Annotated in this window: 12 protein-coding genes; 7 read left to right on the plus strand and 5 right to left on the minus strand. The window is 58.1% G+C overall.

Features of this window, described 5'->3' with window-relative positions:
• Positions 1 to 56 precede the first annotated feature (56 nt).
• From Q0J81_RS02905 to Q0J81_RS02920, 4 genes are all read right to left on the minus strand, one after another.
• Positions 57 to 1,538 (minus strand): SLC13 family permease, encoded by a 1,482-nt coding sequence (locus tag Q0J81_RS02905; protein WP_294445939.1) that lies wholly within the window; start codon positions 1,536 to 1,538, stop codon positions 57 to 59.
• Between the two features lie 674 nt (positions 1,539 to 2,212).
• Positions 2,213 to 3,118 (minus strand): LysR family transcriptional regulator, encoded by a 906-nt coding sequence (locus Q0J81_RS02910; RefSeq protein WP_294445940.1) that lies wholly within the window; start codon positions 3,116 to 3,118, stop codon positions 2,213 to 2,215.
• A gap of 154 nt (positions 3,119 to 3,272) precedes the next feature.
• The gene (locus Q0J81_RS02915) at positions 3,273 to 3,605 is read right to left on the minus strand and encodes a CGGC domain-containing protein (protein WP_294445941.1); all 333 of its coding nucleotides are present in this window, start codon (positions 3,603 to 3,605) and stop codon (positions 3,273 to 3,275) included.
• Positions 3,606 to 4,023: 418 nt separating this feature from the next.
• A complete protein-coding gene (locus tag Q0J81_RS02920) occupies positions 4,024 to 5,349 on the minus strand; it encodes a hemolysin family protein (protein WP_294445942.1) in 1,326 nt (441 codons plus the stop codon).
• A 448-nt stretch (positions 5,350 to 5,797) separates the two neighbouring features.
• Between Q0J81_RS02920 and Q0J81_RS02925 the strand changes: the two genes are divergently transcribed.
• Both Q0J81_RS02925 and Q0J81_RS02930 read left to right on the plus strand, forming a co-directional pair.
• Positions 5,798 to 6,775 carry a symporter gene (locus Q0J81_RS02925; RefSeq protein WP_294445943.1) on the plus strand — a complete coding sequence of 326 codons (978 nt, stop codon included), beginning with the start codon at positions 5,798 to 5,800 and terminating at the stop codon, positions 6,773 to 6,775.
• Positions 6,776 to 6,835: 60 nt separating this feature from the next.
• Positions 6,836 to 7,621, plus strand: coding sequence for a carbon-nitrogen family hydrolase (locus Q0J81_RS02930; RefSeq protein WP_294445944.1), 786 nt, complete (start codon positions 6,836 to 6,838; stop codon positions 7,619 to 7,621).
• A 128-nt stretch (positions 7,622 to 7,749) separates the two neighbouring features.
• Here Q0J81_RS02930 and Q0J81_RS02935 read toward each other — a convergent pair whose 3' ends face one another.
• Entirely contained in the window at positions 7,750 to 9,150 is a 1,401-nt protein-coding gene (locus Q0J81_RS02935) for a sodium-dependent transporter (RefSeq protein WP_294445945.1), read from the minus strand.
• Between the two features lie 383 nt (positions 9,151 to 9,533).
• On the opposite strand from Q0J81_RS02935, the gene Q0J81_RS02940 reads away from it, so the two are divergent.
• The 5 genes from Q0J81_RS02940 (at position 9,534) to Q0J81_RS02960 (ending at position 16,343) form a co-directional block, all read left to right on the plus strand.
• Entirely contained in the window at positions 9,534 to 9,878 is a 345-nt protein-coding gene (locus Q0J81_RS02940) for a TraR/DksA C4-type zinc finger protein (protein WP_294445946.1), read from the plus strand.
• A 97-nt stretch (positions 9,879 to 9,975) separates the two neighbouring features.
• Positions 9,976 to 11,592 carry a Na/Pi cotransporter family protein gene (locus Q0J81_RS02945; RefSeq protein ID WP_294445947.1) on the plus strand — a complete coding sequence of 539 codons (1,617 nt, stop codon included), beginning with the start codon at positions 9,976 to 9,978 and terminating at the stop codon, positions 11,590 to 11,592.
• 3 nt (positions 11,593 to 11,595) lie between these two features.
• Complete coding sequence (gene ppk1 / locus Q0J81_RS02950; RefSeq protein WP_294445948.1) at positions 11,596 to 13,722, plus strand: polyphosphate kinase 1; 2,127 nt, start codon at positions 11,596 to 11,598, stop codon at positions 13,720 to 13,722.
• Between the two features lie 25 nt (positions 13,723 to 13,747).
• Positions 13,748 to 14,788 carry an HD domain-containing protein gene (locus Q0J81_RS02955; protein WP_294445949.1) on the plus strand — a complete coding sequence of 347 codons (1,041 nt, stop codon included), beginning with the start codon at positions 13,748 to 13,750 and terminating at the stop codon, positions 14,786 to 14,788.
• Entirely contained in the window at positions 14,778 to 16,343 is a 1,566-nt protein-coding gene (locus tag Q0J81_RS02960; protein WP_294445950.1) for a Ppx/GppA phosphatase family protein, read from the plus strand. The genes Q0J81_RS02955 and Q0J81_RS02960 overlap by 11 nt, the downstream gene beginning before the upstream one ends.
• Positions 16,344 to 16,403 lie beyond the last annotated feature (60 nt).

Here is a 16,403-nt window from a genome sequence, read left to right on the forward strand (position 1 = left end):
GAAAGAAGGGCAGTGCGGAAGGTGCCTTGCCTCTGGCAGCGGGGGCGACATCTAATTTAGTAGATAAGCGACAGCAGGGGAATACCCGCCAGAGCGTACATGACGACGCACATGACGAAGATGATGAGGCCGTAGTGCACCACGTCCTTCTGGCTTATCCAGTCCTTGTTGCCGTAGAGCACGGCTGCATATGGGGAGGCTGCGGGCGTGAGGATGGCGACGTGCAGCGCGAAGATGAGCAGCGTGGCCGTGGCCTCGAAGTTGCCTCCCGCCTGCTCGCTGAAGATCTTGACCACGGGCATGAACAGCACGCCCATGACGCCGTTGTTGGCGAACTGCGTGATGGTGCAGCAGAACACTATGAGGATGACGGCAAAGACAAAGTAGGAGTGGCCGCCGAGCAGCGGATTCAGGTTCTGCGACAGAAAGTCCGTGATGCCGGTGCTGTCCTGCGTCATGGCGGTGGATACGGCCATGGCCATGGCCACCAGAAAATAAACGTCCCAGATGATGTATTTTCCCGCCATGTCTTTGAAGTTGAGAACGGGCCTGTGGTCCACGCGGCAGATGCTCAGGCCGATGACGAAGAGCATGACTACGCCGAGAGGTCCTATCTTGGACAGAAGGCCTATGCCGGGAAGACTCTTGGGAAGAATGCTCGGCAGAAGTACCAGTATGAGGTAGCCGAACAGGGCCGTCATCATGATTTTCTGGGTGGCGTTCATGGGGGGCAGCTTGTCCTTCAGGAAGCGCTCGATGGAGATGTCCTTTATTCTGGACATGTCCGGCCGGAACACGAATTTGATGAGCAGGGCATAGAGCACGATGCCGAGCGAACAGAGGAGAAAGCCGAAGAGCATGTACTGCAGATAGTCGAGCTCGGCGTTCGCCACCTTTTCATACGCCCCTATGATCATGAGCGCGGAGCCGGTGAAGGGCTTGGCCGCCTGTCCGGAAATGGCGCCGAACATGGTGCCGACCACCATGATGGCGGTATATCGGTCGCCTTTTTTGTAGCCCACGTCTTCCAGAACGCTGTAGAGGATGGCCCACATGAAAAGCAGCGCGGGAAGAATGTTGGCCGAAAGGGCCGCCAGCACATAGGTCGCGTAGATGAAGATGAAGCTGAACATCACCGGCTTGCCGTTGATGATTCTGCGGGTAAGAAACCAGCGGCTTATGTAGCGGGTGACCCCCACATGCTGGATGGCGCCGAAAAGCACCATGGCGAAGAGGATGAGTGTGGGGATGTTGTCGCCGAAGGAAAGCTGCAGCACCTTGGGCAGCGGCGCGTAACCCGAGATGATGAGCGCCACGATGCCGAGCAGACTCGGCCAGAGAATGCTGACGAAGGACCAGAGGAAAATCATGCCCAGAAAGATGCCGAGCACTTTCATGCCCATGGGAGTGATGCGGTCGAGAGGAGGAAGATAGCCGAAGCCGAAGGTGATGAGTATGCCGATGGTCGAGGCAAGGTATTGCAGCAGGTCCTTTTTCGACTGACCCGCTGCCGAGGTCTGCGTATTGCTGTTTGCCATGTGATGCTCCTTGGAGTGGCCGTTTATCCGTTTTTCCATGGGCCGTCGTGCCCCCGGGAGGACGAGAAGTAATGCCTTCCTTTACAGTGATTTGTACCTTACCCTGTAGACATTTTTTCACAAGATGTTGAAATAACAATTAATATTAATATTAATTAAGTTAAACTTAACTTCTGTTCTTTTCTTTGATTTTTTTATGCGGGCCGTCGTCTTTCGGAAGGCATTTTTTCCCGATACGCGGATGGAAACGGGCATTATGGGAAGAGAGGCGCAGCTTCGGAAGACGGGCGGCGGGAGGAAAGGCGTTTCTGCGGAAGGGATGGGAGATTTTCTGCACAAGGGGTGCGTATCGCAGGGGAAAAGGCGCTAAGCAGGAAGCTTTCCGTCGCTTTCGGTGAGAGAGAGGCATGCGGATTTCATGCGCTAACAGTGCCGTTTGTCAGAGGAGGCGCAGGGCAAAGCTGCGTCGGGAAGAAGAGACGGGCGTCAGAGAACAGAGCACGGGAGAGGGCCTCGCGCCGTCCCATTTCAGGGCTTGTCCGGCAAAAACGCCCGGGGCATGCACGGTATCAACGAAGTTCCTGCATGGAAAAAGGCCCCGGGAAGGCAGGAAACCGGAACGCCTCTGGAGAAAGAAAACCGGACAGCGGCGTGTCCGGAAGGAGCGTCGCCGTTCAGGAGGCGGTGCGGAAGGCGGGGGAGAAGCTCCGGATGCTTTCCAGAAACTGCCGGACGGGTCGCGGAACCGGAGCGGCGTTGTGCACGATATGGAAGCGCAGGATGGGCAGACCTTCCTGAAGGGAAATTTCGCGGAAAAGGCCGCTGTCCAGTTCATGCTGCACGATGAAGCGTCCGATGAAGGAAAGGGCCCTGTGACGGGGCAGGAACTGCTTGATGACGTCGGAGCTCAGATCGTCCAGCAGAATGTCCGGTCGGACGCCGAAGCGCCCGAACCAGTCCATGACGGTCTTTCTGGCTCCGCCGCCGCGCTGCTGCAGCAGAAGCGGCATTCCATCCAGCTCCTGCATGGAGGCATTTCCGGAGGCGAACAGGGTGGGGTGAGCGGTGACGGGGACCATTTCCATGTCGAACAGGGGCACGGCCTGAAAACGTGTGTCCTGTGGCGGCTCTCCGATGATCAGGACGAGATCGAGCTGGTGTCCGGCGAGTTTTTCCAGCAGAACATCCTGTACGCCCAGCGTCATCTGAATGGAGAGCTCAGGGTGGAGGTCGCGGACGTGGGCGAGCAGGTCGGGAACGAAATAGCTGGCATTCAGATGATGCGTGCCGAAGCGCAGTTCTCTGTTTTCACCGCTGACGAGGTCGGTGAGGTAGCGCTCTATGTCGTCGAGCGGACGGAACATGGGCTCCACGAGGTCATAGAGCTTTTTCCCCTGTTCCGTGAGCAGAAGGCCGCCCTGTTTGCGGGCGAAGAGAGGCATGCCGAGCTCCTCTTCCAGATTCCTGATGTGCATGGTCACGGCAGGCGGAGAGACACAGAGCTTTTCGGCCGCCTTTTTCATGCTGCCGTGAAGCGCACTCAGATAGAAGACGTGAAGCCTGGTGAGATTTATCTGCATGGCGTATCTTCTCTGCCCGGCGCGGCGGGACCTCCGCAGACGGAAGGCAGAACATGGACGAGGCGGTCCGGGGCCGTTTCTCTGCTTCAAGTCACAAAAGGACGTGCGGCGTCTTTCCCGAACGCCGGATAGTCAGCGTCCGGGAAAGAAAGGCTCAATGCGTCCAGCCGATGACCGGCACGTTTTCTCCCAGTTTCTTTTCGATGGCCGCTTTCATGGTTTCATAATGCGGACAGGGAATGTCGATGGGTTTGCCCTTGCTTATGCATGATGCCAGAAATACGGCTTCGGCCCCGCGGTCGACCAGCATTTTCGCCCGTGCCACGGCTCTTTTCCCCGGGCAGCCTCCGCAGCTCACAAAGCCGACGATTTCGCAGGGGGCGAAGGGCTCGAAGGCGAAGGTGCCCGCCCCGGCGCATTTGAAGTCCGTGGTGCCGGGGCACATGTCTTCCGTCTGCTGACAGCGTATGATGCCTATTTTTTTCATGATGTCCTCCTGGCCGGGCTCGTGGCGCGGCTCCGTTGAAGTGTATGACAGAAGCCTCGCCGTGCGCAAGTGAGAGCGGTTCGGAAAGACGGGCACAGCGTCTTCCTTGCAAAATATTTCATGGCAGGAAAGAGTTTGAAACGTGACTTTCTTTGCAGCTCATGTAGAAGGGAGATGTCGAAGGTTGTCGACTCCCCTGGATAACCAGAGATTCTCATACTCTTCTCCTCCATACTCCCCTTTTCAGTCCGGCCGGCTCGTCGCTCCACGAACCGGCCGGTTTTTTGCTGCTCAAAAGAGGCGGGCGGCATGGCCGCGACTTGCCGGAAGAAGTGCGGAGCCTCTTGCCGGAGGGGCATGAAAAAAGGCCGGACGCGTGGCCCGGCCCTGTGCATGCGGTTCATGAAAAGACGGATAGTCAGCTCCCGGACGGTTCTTTTTTCTCTTCCGGCAGTTTTTCCGCCAGTATCTTGTCCACCATGTTGCCGTCCATGTCCACGACCTCGAAGCGCCAGCCCTGCCACGTGACATGATCGCCCTCCCGGGGAATGCGGCCGGTGAGATACATGAACATTCCGCTCAGGATGGTGTAGTAGCCCTTGTCCTCGTCGGGAAGGGTCTGGATGCCGAGTCTGTCCTTCAGCTCGGGAACGGGAATGCTCCCGTCCATGAGCCAGCTGCCGTTTTCCCGCTGCACGGCCCAGGCGTCTTCGTGGGGGTCGCCTATCTGTCCGGCCATGACCTTGAGAAGGTCACGCGGCGTGACGATGCCCTGCAGGGTTCCGTATTCGTCCACAATGAAGGCCATGTGCAGCCGCTGTTCCTGAAAGCGCTTCAGAAGTTCCAGACTGGTGAGGGCTTCCGGCACGAAAACGGGAGGAACGCTCTGTTCCTCAAGTTCACGGGAGAAGGTTTCCGCATCCGGCATCGTTCCGGCGCACAGCAGAAGAGCCTGATTGGTGCGGATGACGCCCGTGAGATTGCCGAGTCCCCCGCGGCAGACGGGAAGCCAGGAGTGTTCGAACCGGCCCAGCGTTTTCAGATTTTCTTCCGGGGACAGCGTGGTGTCCAGAAAGCGTATGTCGGCCCGGGGAACCATGATGGAACTTACCGGCCGGTCGTCGAGCCGGAACACGTTGCGGAGCATGTCGCGCTGACGGCTTTCAATGGCTCCGGCTTCCGAGCCTTCATCGATCATGGCCTGTATTTCCTCTTCCGTGACGGCCTGACTGTCATTCTGGCGGGCACCGAGAAGACGGAGAATGAGGCTGGTGGAGCAGGAGAGAAGCAGCACGAAGGGGGCGCTTATGGTGGCCAGCGCCGTCATGGGCCGGGCCACGAGGCAGGCCATTCTTTCCGGTGCGATCTGTCCGAGCCGCTTGGGCACCAGCTCGCCGACGACAATGGACAGATAGGTGACGGCAATGACCACGATCACCGTGGCCAGCATTCCTGAAGTGGAAGAGGGAATGCCGAGGCTTTCCTGCATCCAGGCGGAAAGAGGACCGGCGAGTGCGGATTCGCCGAAGATGCCGCTCAGGAGACCTATGGAGGTGATGCCTATCTGTATGGCGGACAGAAAGCGGGTGGGATTTTCGCCGAGGCGGATGGCCGCCTGTGCCGACTTGTCTCCGGCGGAGGCTTTTGCCGAAAGCCTTGCCTTGCGTGCCGTGACGAGCGCGATTTCGGACATGGCGAAAATGCCGTTCAGAACGATGAGGACTATAAGAATGAATATTTCCATGAAACAATTGTCATGATAATCTTGCCTGTGTCAACATATTTTTAATATTTTGTATGCATCATAAGTTTTTTACATGAATTTGCGTTTAATGTCGATGAATACAAGATATGTATTTTGCCATGTTTTTATGAATATAAATGATATTGATCGTATTGATGCTCTGAATGTTTGAAAGCAGAGAATTTTTCTTCCGTAATTGAGTGCGTCGTGAGGCTGAACATTGCGAACGGCAACGGACGAAAAAACTTTTTTGTCATGCCGATGCGGAGCACCGGAGAGCCATGCTCTTTCTGCGGCATTTCTCAGACGATACGTTGCGGAATGAAGAACAATAATGTTTCACTGCTGCATGGTTGCCGTGCAAGGGCTTTGCGCCTATGCTCAAAGACAGGTTTCCGACGGACGGTTGTGATGCGTTCTTCGGAAAGCGTTTTTTCGGAGATGCATCATGAATCGCCTTCTTGCCCTGCTCAAGCAGTGGGCACTGCTTGTAGCCATAGTGACCGGAGCCCTGGGCCACGCCTTCTTTTCCCGTTTTTCCCCGCTTTCGCCGTTTCTGCTCATGGCGATGCTGTTGTTCACGTTCTGCGGAATGTCCCTGAAAACGGTGCGCATTCACAGGCTGCACGTCATTCTTCTTGGCCTGCAGATGGCCGGCAGTCTGATTTTCTACATGATTCTCGAGCAGTGGAACGACCTTGCGGCGCAGACCGTGGGACTCATCATGCTCGTGCCCACGGCGACGGCGGCCGCCACCATCACCGGCATGCTGGGCGGCAGCGTGGGGTTCCTTGCGACGTACGTGTTCCTGGGTACTTTTTCTTCCATTGTGGCCGCGCCGCTTCTTGTCCCGATGATGGCTCCCGGCCATGTGGACATGCCTTTTTTTGCTTCCATGATGTCCGTGCTGCTTCAGGTGGGGCCCATTCTCGTTCTGCCTCTGGTTTGCGCGCTTCTGCTTCAGGCCTTTGCCCCGAAGGTCTGTGAGACCATCGTCCGTCACGGGAGCGTGTCCTATTATCTCTGGGCGCTCATGATACTCATCCTCATGGGCAGCACGTTTGACATGCTTCTTGCTCCCGGAAGAAAGGACGTCGGCCTGGAGGCGCTGATTGCCGGTTCCGGAGTTGTCGTGTGCATGCTGCAGTTTCTGGTGGGCAAGTTCGTGGGCGGATGGTATCATCACCGCATTTCCGCAGGGCAGGCGCTGGCTCAGAAGAATCTCATGCTGGCCATGTGGCTGGCCTTTCAGTATTTCGACCCGCTGGTGGTGGTCGGGCTTGCCGCCTATTCCATCGCGCAGAACGTGTTCAACGCCACGCAATTGTGGCTCAAGGGCCGCATGGACGAACGGGTAAGGCAGAGGCTGCACGTCTATCACGAAAAAAAGCACGCCGCTTCCGGCGGTGTGGAGGAAAAGGCGTGACAGGACGGGGCGATGCCGTCTTCGGGACGGGCGCCGGGCAACGTGACGGGAGGAGAGAGCATGAAGGTATGCGTGCTGCAGATGGATGTTGTCAAGGGAGACAGGGAGGCCAACCGGAATACGGTGAGGCGCATGACGGCGCAGGCCATGAGCGCGGCGTGTCCGCCGGACGTTCTGGTGCTGCCCGAGCTCTGGTCCACGGGGTACGATCTTGAAAGGGCCCGTGAGCTTTCATCGCCCATGGGCGGAGACGACGCGGCATTTCTCGGCAGTCTGGCCCGGGAATATCATGTGGCGTTTGCGGGCGGTTCCGTGCTTTCCGAAAGCGATGGAGCCGTGCACAACAGGGCTCAGGTCATCGAACGGGACGGCCGGTATGTGACCGGATACGACAAGGTGCATCTTTTTCGTCTCATGGATGAGCACAGGTATCTGGCCCCGGGGCGTGAACGGTGTCTGTTCGACATGGGCGGGATGCGCTGCGCGCTGGCCGTATGCTACGACATCCGTTTTTGCGAGTTCATACGAGCGCTTGCCGTGAACGGCGCGGAGGTGCTTTTTGTCAGCGCCGAGTGGCCGGCGGTTCGCCGGGAGCACTGGGAAACGCTGCTGCGCGCCCGGGCCGTGGAAAATGAGATGTATGTGGTGGCCTGCAACCGCTGCGGGACTTCGGGAGCGGAAAACTTTGCCGGCAGTTCCATGATCATTGCCCCGGACGGAACGGTGCTTGCCCATGCCGGAGAGCAGGAGGAAATTGCGGGAGCGGAACTCGAGCTTTCCTCCGTCCGTCGCATGAGGGAGACCGTTCCCGTGTTTTTCGACCGGGTTCCCGAGCTTTACTGCTGATGTGCATGTTTTCTTCTTGAGCTGGTGTCTTGCGTCCGCGAGGCATGAAAAAAGGGCCTTCGATCATCGAAGGCCCTTTTTTCATGCGGATGATGGGTGCCTGCCGGGAAATCCCGGCAAAGGCGTCGTCATATCTTTATGATGCCGAGAGCCGCAGCCACGGAGGAGACGAGCACCACGAGAAGCAGCAGGGGAGCCAGCCAGGAAATGCAGATACGGAAGATTTTTTCACCGTGGAAGGCGGAGGATATCTTCACTTCGGAAATGAGGTTTTCTATGCCCACGATGCGGCCGATGAGCAGGCAGGTGAGCATGGCGGCCAGAGGACAGAGGATGAGGCTGGCAAGGAAGTCCATCATGTCGAGAATGCTGAGGCCGGCAATGGAGATGAAGTCCCACACGCCGAAGCCGAGAGAGCAGGGCACGCCGAGGGCGATGGCTTCAAAGGTCATGAACAGGGCGCTCTTTCTGCGCGACCAGTGGAGCTCGTCGGTGAGGGTGGAAACGCAGGTTTCCATGATGGAAATGCTCGAGGTGAGCGCGGCGAAGAACACCATGAGGAAGAACACGGCGCCGATGATGCCGCCGAAGCCCATGCTTTCAAAGATCTTGGGTATGGTGATGAACATGAGCGAGGGGCCGGCGTTCAGCGCCTCGGCGGTGCCGCCGGAGAAGGCGAACACGGCGGGAATGATCATGAAGCCGGCCAGCGTGGCCACGAGGGTGTCCATGAAGCCGATGCTGTAGGTGGCCTGTTCGACGTTGACGTTCTTCTTCATGTAGGAGCCGTAGGTGATGAGGATGCCCATGCCTATGGACAGCGAGAAGAAGAGCTGTCCGCAGGCGGCCACCACGGTCATGATGGAGAATTTGGAGAAGTCCGGCACGAGATAGTAGTAGATGCCCGCGCCCGCTCCGGGACGGGTCATGGAGTACACGGCCACGATGACGGCGAGAATGAGCAGCAGAGGCATCATGACGCGCGAGGCGCGTTCAACGCCGCCTTCCACGCCCTTGAGGATGATGCCGAGGGTGCAGCCGAGGAAGATGAGATTCCAGAAGATGGGCTCAAAAGATGAGGAGATGAAGCTGCCGAAATATCCGTCTCCGGCCACGAGGGTCACGTCGCCCACCACGTATTCAAACAGATATTTGATGATCCAGCCGCCGATGAGGCAGTAGTAGGGCAGAATGAGCATGGGGACGACGGCGTTTATCCAGCCGCCGAACACGAGGAAGGGATTGCGCTTCATCTGACCGAAGGCGCGGTAGGCGCCCACGGGACTGAGTCTGGTTTTTCTGCCGAGGCTGGTTTCGGCCACGATGAGCGCATAGCCGAAAGTGAGCATGAGAATGAGATAGACCAGCAGGAAGATGCCTCCTCCGTATTTGGCGGCGAGGTAGGGAAAACGCCAGATGTTGCCAAGACCTACGGCAGAACCGGCCACGGCGAGAATGAAACCTATGTTGCCGGAAAAGAGGCCGCGGGCACTGCCTTTGCCTGAATCGGAAGATGCCTGCTGGGACATGCGTGACTCCTGAAAGAAAAAGTGTTCGCAACAGAGTATAAGAAGGATGAGAAAATGACAAGCCGGAAATGTCTTTTTGTTCAGACCGGAGCCGGAATGAATCGCATGGACGTTGCGGCGAGGCGTTGTCGCAGGAGCATGACGGCACTGTGCCATCATATCTTCATGAAATGTTCATCGGAGCGTGACGTATCTTTTTTTCCGGCATGGTATCCTGCTTCGTGATTCGCGCCGGAACGGGGACGCGTGATAACGTTGCCGGGTTCCGTCTGCGTATCATCGTTTTTTCAAAAGCGGTCTGCTAGGCTTTTTGAGAACGGAAAAACGGCCGGTCCGTTTCATGGAGGCGGGCGCATGACCGAACCTTTCACCCGGAGGGCATCATGGAAGCGAGAGCGCTTGAACGTCTGAACGCGGAACTTGCCGAGGAACAGGAAAGACTGCAGTATCTGCAGGGACTTTTTCAGGGCGAAGCCATGCCGGACATGCTGGACGACGCCATGCACATGGAGTCCGTGCGCTTTGCCGGAGCTCTTGCGGACCGCAGCGCAAGAAGACTCAGTCTGCTGCGCAGACTTTCGCTCGGCGGCTCGTGGGGCGAGAGATACTGCGAGGACTGCGGCGAGCTCATTCCGCTTTCCCGCATACTCGCCGCACCGGAATGCGTGTGCTGCCGCGACTGTCAGGCCCTGCGCGACGGGGAGACGGCGCCCGACACGGAGGACTGATTGTGTCTTCGGATGTCATAGGACTGTAATATTGATGTCACATGGCTCTGGCATTCTTCTCCGAAATCAATAAGACAGCTGACAACGGAGTAAGGGTATGTCGTTTTTTACAGCCATGCAGCTTCTCGGCGGTGTGGGTATTTTTCTGTACGCCATCAAGCTCATCAGTGAATCCCTGCAGATGGTAGCCGGCGAGAGGCTGCGCAACATCATAGGAATGTTTACGAAAACGCCCGTCATGGGCGTTTTTTTGGGCACGGCGGTCACCATGGTCATCCAGAGCAGCAGCGCCACCACCGTCATGACGGTGAGCTTCGTGGACGCCGGGCTCATGAATCTCATGCAGGCCATAGGCGTCATCATGGGCGCCAACATAGGCACCACGATCACGGGTCAGATTCTGGCGTTCCGGGTCAAGGATCTGGCGTATCTGTTCGTGATTGTCGGCGTGCTGCTCATTTTCGTCTGCTCATCCAAGAAGCTCAAGCATATCGGTGAAGGTCTGCTCGGTTTCGGTCTGCTCTTCATAGGCATGCAGACCATGGAAAGTTCCATGGCTTTTCTGCGCGACAGACAGGACATCTTTCTTGCCTTCAGCGACAATCCGCTTCTCGGCCTTGCCGCAGGCATGTTTCTTACGCTGCTTGTGCAGTCCAGCTCGGCCACGGTGGGTCTGACCATCGCGCTCGGCGTGCAGGGACTGCTTCCCCTCGAGGCCGCCATACCCATCATTTTCGGCGACAACATAGGCACCACGATTACCGCAGTGCTTGCCGCTCTCGGTACGGGGCGGGCCGCAAGGCAGGCCTGCGCGGCACACGTGCTGTTCAACGTCATAGGCGTGTGCATCTGGCTGCCGCTCATGCCTTTGTGGATAGGGTTCATCGAGGCTTCATCCTCGTCCATCGGGCATCAGATCGCCAACGCCCATACCATGTTCAACATCTGCAACACGATTCTGTTCCTGCCCTTCGTGCGGCCCTTTGCGGCGCTCATCCGCAAGATCATTCCCGATGCCGAACGCGTCGACCGCCGCGATGCCGTGTATCTTGATCCGCTTCTCATTCAGCGTACGCCTGTCGTGGCCGTGAGCGCCGTGAAGCATGAGTGCCGTCATATGGGCGAGGTTGTGCTCGAGCTTCTGGAACGCACGGAAAAGGTGTTCTTTGAACATAAGGAAGAGGAAAAGGAAGAGGTGCTTCTTCTGGAAGAAAAGCTGGACGGCCTGGAAGAGGCCATTCGCAGCTACGCTTCCGACATCATGCAGAGCGGGCTTGACGGAAAGGACGCCGAGACGCTTGAGGCCTGCGTGGTAAGCGCGGGCGATCTTGAGCGCATAGGCGACAAGGGCAAGCGGCTCATAGATTTTTATGAATACCGCAAGAAGAGAGGCGACGATTTCTCTTCCGAGGCCATGAAGGAAGTGCGAGCGCTCTTTCACGAAACGCGCAGATCCGTCCGGCTTGCCCTGGCGGTATTCGATGCAGAACCGTTTACGGAAAAGGACAAGGCCGCGCTGGACGCTCTGGCCGACCGGGTGCGTGAACAGGAATCCGTGCTGCGGGCAAGCCATGCCTCCCGCCTCAGTTCCGGTCACTGCTCTCCCGAAGCCGGGCTTGTGTTCATCGACGTGCTTGGAGCCATAGAACAAATGGCGTATCGTGCAAGAAAGATCGCCGACCATATGTCCGGTCAGCAGAACGTGGAGGCATAAGTCGTGGCTGACAAGAAAGAAAAGGCGTCAGAGTCGCAGCAGACAGGTCAGAAGAAGATTGATCTCTCGGCGCAGGACTATTACCTGAACAGAGAGCTGAGCTGGCTCGACTTTAATGCCCGTGTTCTTGAAACGGCTCTGGACGGGAGGCTTCCGCTCCTGGAACAGACCAAGTTTCTTGCCATATTCTACAACAATCTCGATGAGTTCTTCATGGTGCGCGTGGCCAAGGTGCTACGGCAGTACCGTGAAGGGGCGGCCAGCGCCGAGGCGGATCGCATGACGCCCGCGCGTCAGCTTGCCGAAATACGCCGCAGGGCTTCGGCTCTGCTCTCGAAGGCCAGCGAGCACTGGCAGAAGAAGCTTGTTCCTCTTCTGCGGGAAAGGGACGTGCACCTTGTGCACTACGATGAACTCACGGAAAAGCAGCGGCGTTTTCTGCTGGCCTATTTCCGTGATGAGATTTATCCCGTGCTCACGCCTCAGGCCATAGATCCCGGCCATCCGTTTCCCACCATTTCCAACCTCAGCCTGAATTTCATCATTCGTCTTCAGGGAAGGGACGGTATTGCCCGCTTTGCAAGACTGCGCTGCCCGAGCAACGTGCCGCGCTTCATTTTCATTCCGCGCAACAAGGAAGCCAAGACCTACGCATCGCTGGGGCTCAAGGCCAATGTGCGCGACGCGGACATACTGCTTCTTGAGGAGCTCATTGAGGAACATCTCGGGCTTCTCTTCCCCGGCTATACGGTGATGGACTCCGGCCTGTTCCGCATTACGAGAAACACCGACGTCAACATCGACGAGGACGACAGCGACGATCTGCTCGAAGCCGTGCAGGACATGGTGGAACAGCGCCGTTTCGGCGGCGTGGTGCGCCTTGAGACGGCGCGCGGCATGTCTTCGGATCTTTCGGAGTTTCTCATCAAGCATCTGGGCCTCAAGCCTTTCCAGATATATCGGGTAAAGGGGCCGCTGGCCTTTGCGCAGTTCATGTCTCTGTACGGGCTCGACAGACCCGGTCTCAAGATTCCCAGTCACAGCCCTGTGATTCCCCCTCTTCTGCAGACGGACAGCCTCTTTCGCATTATTCGCAAGCAGGATGTGTTTCTGCATCACCCCTATGACAGCTTCACGCCCGTGCTGGACTTCGTGCAGAAGGCCGCCGAAGACCCGGACGTCATTTCCATCAAGCAGACACTTTACCGCGTCGGCAACGATTCGCCCATCGTGCGCTCGCTCATCGAGGCCAGAAGGCACGGCAAGCAGGTGACGGCCGTGGTGGAACTCAAGGCCCGCTTCGACGAGGAGCGAAACATCAACTGGGCGGAGGAGCTGGAACGCGAAGGCGTGAACGTGGTGTACGGCTTCGTGGGCATGAAAATTCACGCCAAGCTCTGTCTTGTGGTGCGGCGTGAGGCGGAAGGCGTGGTGAGCTATGCCCACATAGGCACGGGCAACTACAACGCTTCCACGGCCAGAATGTATACCGACATGGGCATTCTGACCTGTCAGCCCGACATCTGCGCCGACATGGCCGACCTTTTCAACGTCATGACGGGCTATGCGGAAAAGGACAACTACCGCGAGCTTCTTGTGTCGCCGAACGCCATGCGTCGCAGACTCATAGAGCAGATACAGAACGAGATCGCCGTCTGCGCCCGAGGTGGTGAGGGCGAGATCATCATGAAATGCAATCAGCTCGTGGATCGCAAGATTATTCGCGCATTGTATGCGGCATCCATGGCCGGCGTGAAGGTGAACCTTATCGTTCGCGGCATCTGCTGTCTCATTCCGGGCATTCCCGGCGTGAGCGAGAACATCACGGTACGGTCCATCGTGGGGCGTTTTCTTGAGCATGCCCGTGTGTACTGGTTCCATAACGGCGGAGATTCCTGCATGTTCATGGGCAGCGCAGACATGATGACCCGCAATCTGGACCGTCGCATAGAGGTGCTCACGCCCGTGCTTGACGAGAACCTGCGCCGCACACTGCTCGAAGTGCTCAGACTCCAGCTTGCCGACAACATGCAGGCCTGGGAGCTGCGTAACTCTGGAGAGTACGTGCGTCTGCATCCTGCGGAAGGCAGTGAACCTGTGAATTCTCAGGAACTTCTTCTGAAGCGCTGAGTCATTGTTTGTTATGGAGGAACGTATGGTCAAGTCAGCAGGAAAGAGCGGCAGAACCCGCAGGTCGGGTACGAAGAGCCGTGCCGGTCGTGCGGTTGCCGCGGAAACGGCGGCCGTGAGCGTGAACGGCGCTTCCGTCGAATCCATGGAGGAGTGCGCAGCGGCTGCCGGAGAGGTTTGTTCAACGGCTTGCGGGAGCGCAGATGAAATGGAGGAGATGATCTGCGAGACGGGCGTAGGCCTGGATTCCGGCACGTCAGGCGACGCGTCTGCTGCTGCGCTGTCTGAAGACGGCGGAGCGGCAGGGGCGGACGAGGCTGATTCTGCCTCTTCCGAGCGCGTTCCCGGCGAACTTGACATGCTCCGGGGCGAGCTTCTTTGCGAGGAACTGGAGCAGAACGCCGTGGAGCAGATGTTTCAATGGATGAAGGAGCACTCCGCCGAGGAAGACAGCCTCGGCGCGGGCCTCGGCGAAGTCTCCGGCACGGCGCTTTTGGAAGCAGTGCATCACGGGCGTCACGTGGCGGCACTTTCTCTTTTTCTTTTTGAAGCCTTTTCTCGCAGGTTCGAGCTCGACATCCGCTGGGCAAGACTGCTGGCTCAGGCCGCTCTGTGGCACGACCTCGGGTTTGCCGCAGGCGGACGGCGTCGTCATCACAAGCGCAGCATGGAAATCATTGAGGGCAACGACCGCCTGTCGCTTTCCTTCGGACTTGAGGATTCCGACCGTTCGCTGGTGGCGCTTCTGGCTCGCTACCATCGTCGTGCCTGGCCGGGCATGAAGCATCGCCGTTTTGCCGCGCTTTCCCGGGAAGAGCGCAGAAGCCTTTGCGCATGCGCCGCGCTGCTGAGAGTTGCCGACGGTCTTGATTACCGGCATCGGGGAGCGGTGGAGGAGATGCGCGTCACGCTTCGCCGCAAAAGCATGCGCCTGGTCTGCTTCGGAGCGGAGTCCTGCCGGAAGGAATGCCGTCGGGCGTTGAAGAAGGGTGATCTTCTGGTGCGTCTGTACGGAGGGAGACTGGACATCGAGCAGGGAAAGGAAGGAGAAAGGGATGTCCTTTGAAGCTCCTTTTTCGGGTGTGCGTACCGTAGCCATCATGGATCTGGGATCGAACTCGCTGCGCATGATGATCGTGCGCATCGGCGAGAACCGCGTGACCAGCGTACTCAATCAGGTGAAGCAGATGGTGCGTCTCGGTGAGGGGGCTTTTGAGGAACACAGACTTCAGCCTGAGCCCATGCGGCGAACCATAGCCGCATTGCGCGGTTTTGCCGGAATGTGCCGTTCCTACGGTGTGGACGAGGTGGTGGCTCTGGCTACGGCCGCCGTGCGCGACGCGGACAACGGTCAGGAGTTCATGGACGAGATACGCCGCGAGACAGGCATCGACTTCACGGTGATTTCCGGCAGGGAAGAGGCGCGTCTCATCTGCCGGGGCGTCTCCGTAGCGCTCGAACCCTTTGCCGGAAAGCGGCTGTTCATCGACATAGGCGGCGGCAGCACCGAGCTTTCCGTGGCAAGCGGCGGCAACATTCTGGAGCTTGAGTCTCTCAAGCTCGGCGCCGTGCGCCTGGCCGGACTGTTCCCCTGTTCGGGAACGGTGAGTCCCCAGCGCTATGCGGAAATGCAGAAGTACGTGCGTGATCACGCCGTGCTGCCCCTGCAGCGCATGGAGGCTCAGGGGCCCGGCGAACTTGTGGGCAGCTCCGGCACCATTCAGAGCCTTGCGGAAATGGCCGTGGCCATGGAACGGGAAAGCGGAAGAAAGACGGGCGACACTCCGGAGCTTCTGAGCTACAGTTCCCTCCGACGCGTGGTCAGAGCGCTTTGCGACCGCAATGAAGAGGAAAGAATGTCCCTTCCCGGCATGAATCCGCGCCGTACCGGCATTCTCATTCCCGGCGCGGCCATACTCCAGACCATCATGGAGGAACTGGACTTCGACTCCGTGCGGGTTTCCGGCCGTGGACTTCGGGACGGGGCGCTGGCCGATTATATCGACCGGCTTTTCCCGGAAAAGGGCAGACTTTCCGTGCGGGACGAAAGCGTACTGCGTCTGGCAAGACTGTGCCGGTTCGAGGAGGTGCATTCCCGCTACGTGGCCAAGCTTGCGCTCATGCTTTTTGACTCCGCCCGGGAGCTCGGTCTGTATCGCGGTCCGGCCAGAATGCGCGAGCTTCTTCACTATGCTGCGCTTCTGCATGACATAGGCATCTTTATTTCCTTCACGAAGCACAACGTGCACAGCCATTACCTCATTCAGAACAGCGAAATGCTCGGGTTCACACAGAAGGAGGTGTCGCTCATGGCGGCGCTCGCTCTTTACCATCGGTACGGGTATTCCAAGAAGGATAAGGGCTGCGCCGTCACGCTGGCTGAGGACTGGCAGGATCATGCGCGCTGTCTTTCTCTCTTTCTTTCTCTGGCTGAGGGCATGGACAAGAGTCATCGTCAGGCCGTGGTGTCCGTGAAGTTCGCCAGAAAGAACCAGAATCTTGCGCTGGTCGTTCATGCTTCCGTGCCCTGTCCCGTGGAAAAGGAGAGGCTGAAACGCTGTTACAAATCTCTGGAAAAGTGCTTCGGCAGAACGGACGTGGTGTGGGAATCTGCGTCGTGAGGCCTTTTTTGTGAGTGCTGAAAACGTCCGGCTCCGCAGGGAACCGGACGTTTTTCGTCT

The organism is uncultured Mailhella sp. (genome assembly GCF_944324575.1).
Classification (GTDB): Bacteria; Desulfobacterota; Desulfovibrionia; order Desulfovibrionales; family Desulfovibrionaceae; genus Mailhella.

Excerpts from the sequence above, each read along its gene's own strand:
- Q0J81_RS02920 (WP_294445942.1), bottom strand. The coding sequence starts at position 5,349 with ATGGAAATATTCATTCTTATAGTCCTCATCGTTCTGAACGGCATTTTC.
- Q0J81_RS02955 (WP_294445949.1), top strand. The coding sequence starts at position 13,748 with ATGGTCAAGTCAGCAGGAAAGAGCGGCAGAACCCGCAGGTCGGGTACG.
- Q0J81_RS02960 (WP_294445950.1), top strand. The coding sequence starts at position 14,778 with ATGTCCTTTGAAGCTCCTTTTTCGGGTGTGCGTACCGTAGCCATCATG.
- Q0J81_RS02910 (WP_294445940.1), bottom strand. The coding sequence starts at position 3,118 with ATGCAGATAAATCTCACCAGGCTTCACGTCTTCTATCTGAGTGCGCTT.
- Q0J81_RS02935 (WP_294445945.1), bottom strand. The coding sequence starts at position 9,150 with ATGTCCCAGCAGGCATCTTCCGATTCAGGCAAAGGCAGTGCCCGCGGC.
- Q0J81_RS02925 (WP_294445943.1), top strand. The coding sequence starts at position 5,798 with ATGAATCGCCTTCTTGCCCTGCTCAAGCAGTGGGCACTGCTTGTAGCC.
- Q0J81_RS02915 (WP_294445941.1), bottom strand. The coding sequence starts at position 3,605 with ATGAAAAAAATAGGCATCATACGCTGTCAGCAGACGGAAGACATGTGC.
- Q0J81_RS02945 (WP_294445947.1), top strand. The coding sequence starts at position 9,976 with ATGTCGTTTTTTACAGCCATGCAGCTTCTCGGCGGTGTGGGTATTTTT.
- Q0J81_RS02905 (WP_294445939.1), bottom strand. The coding sequence starts at position 1,538 with ATGGCAAACAGCAATACGCAGACCTCGGCAGCGGGTCAGTCGAAAAAG.
- Q0J81_RS02940 (WP_294445946.1), top strand. The coding sequence starts at position 9,534 with ATGGAAGCGAGAGCGCTTGAACGTCTGAACGCGGAACTTGCCGAGGAA.
- Q0J81_RS02930 (WP_294445944.1), top strand. The coding sequence starts at position 6,836 with ATGAAGGTATGCGTGCTGCAGATGGATGTTGTCAAGGGAGACAGGGAG.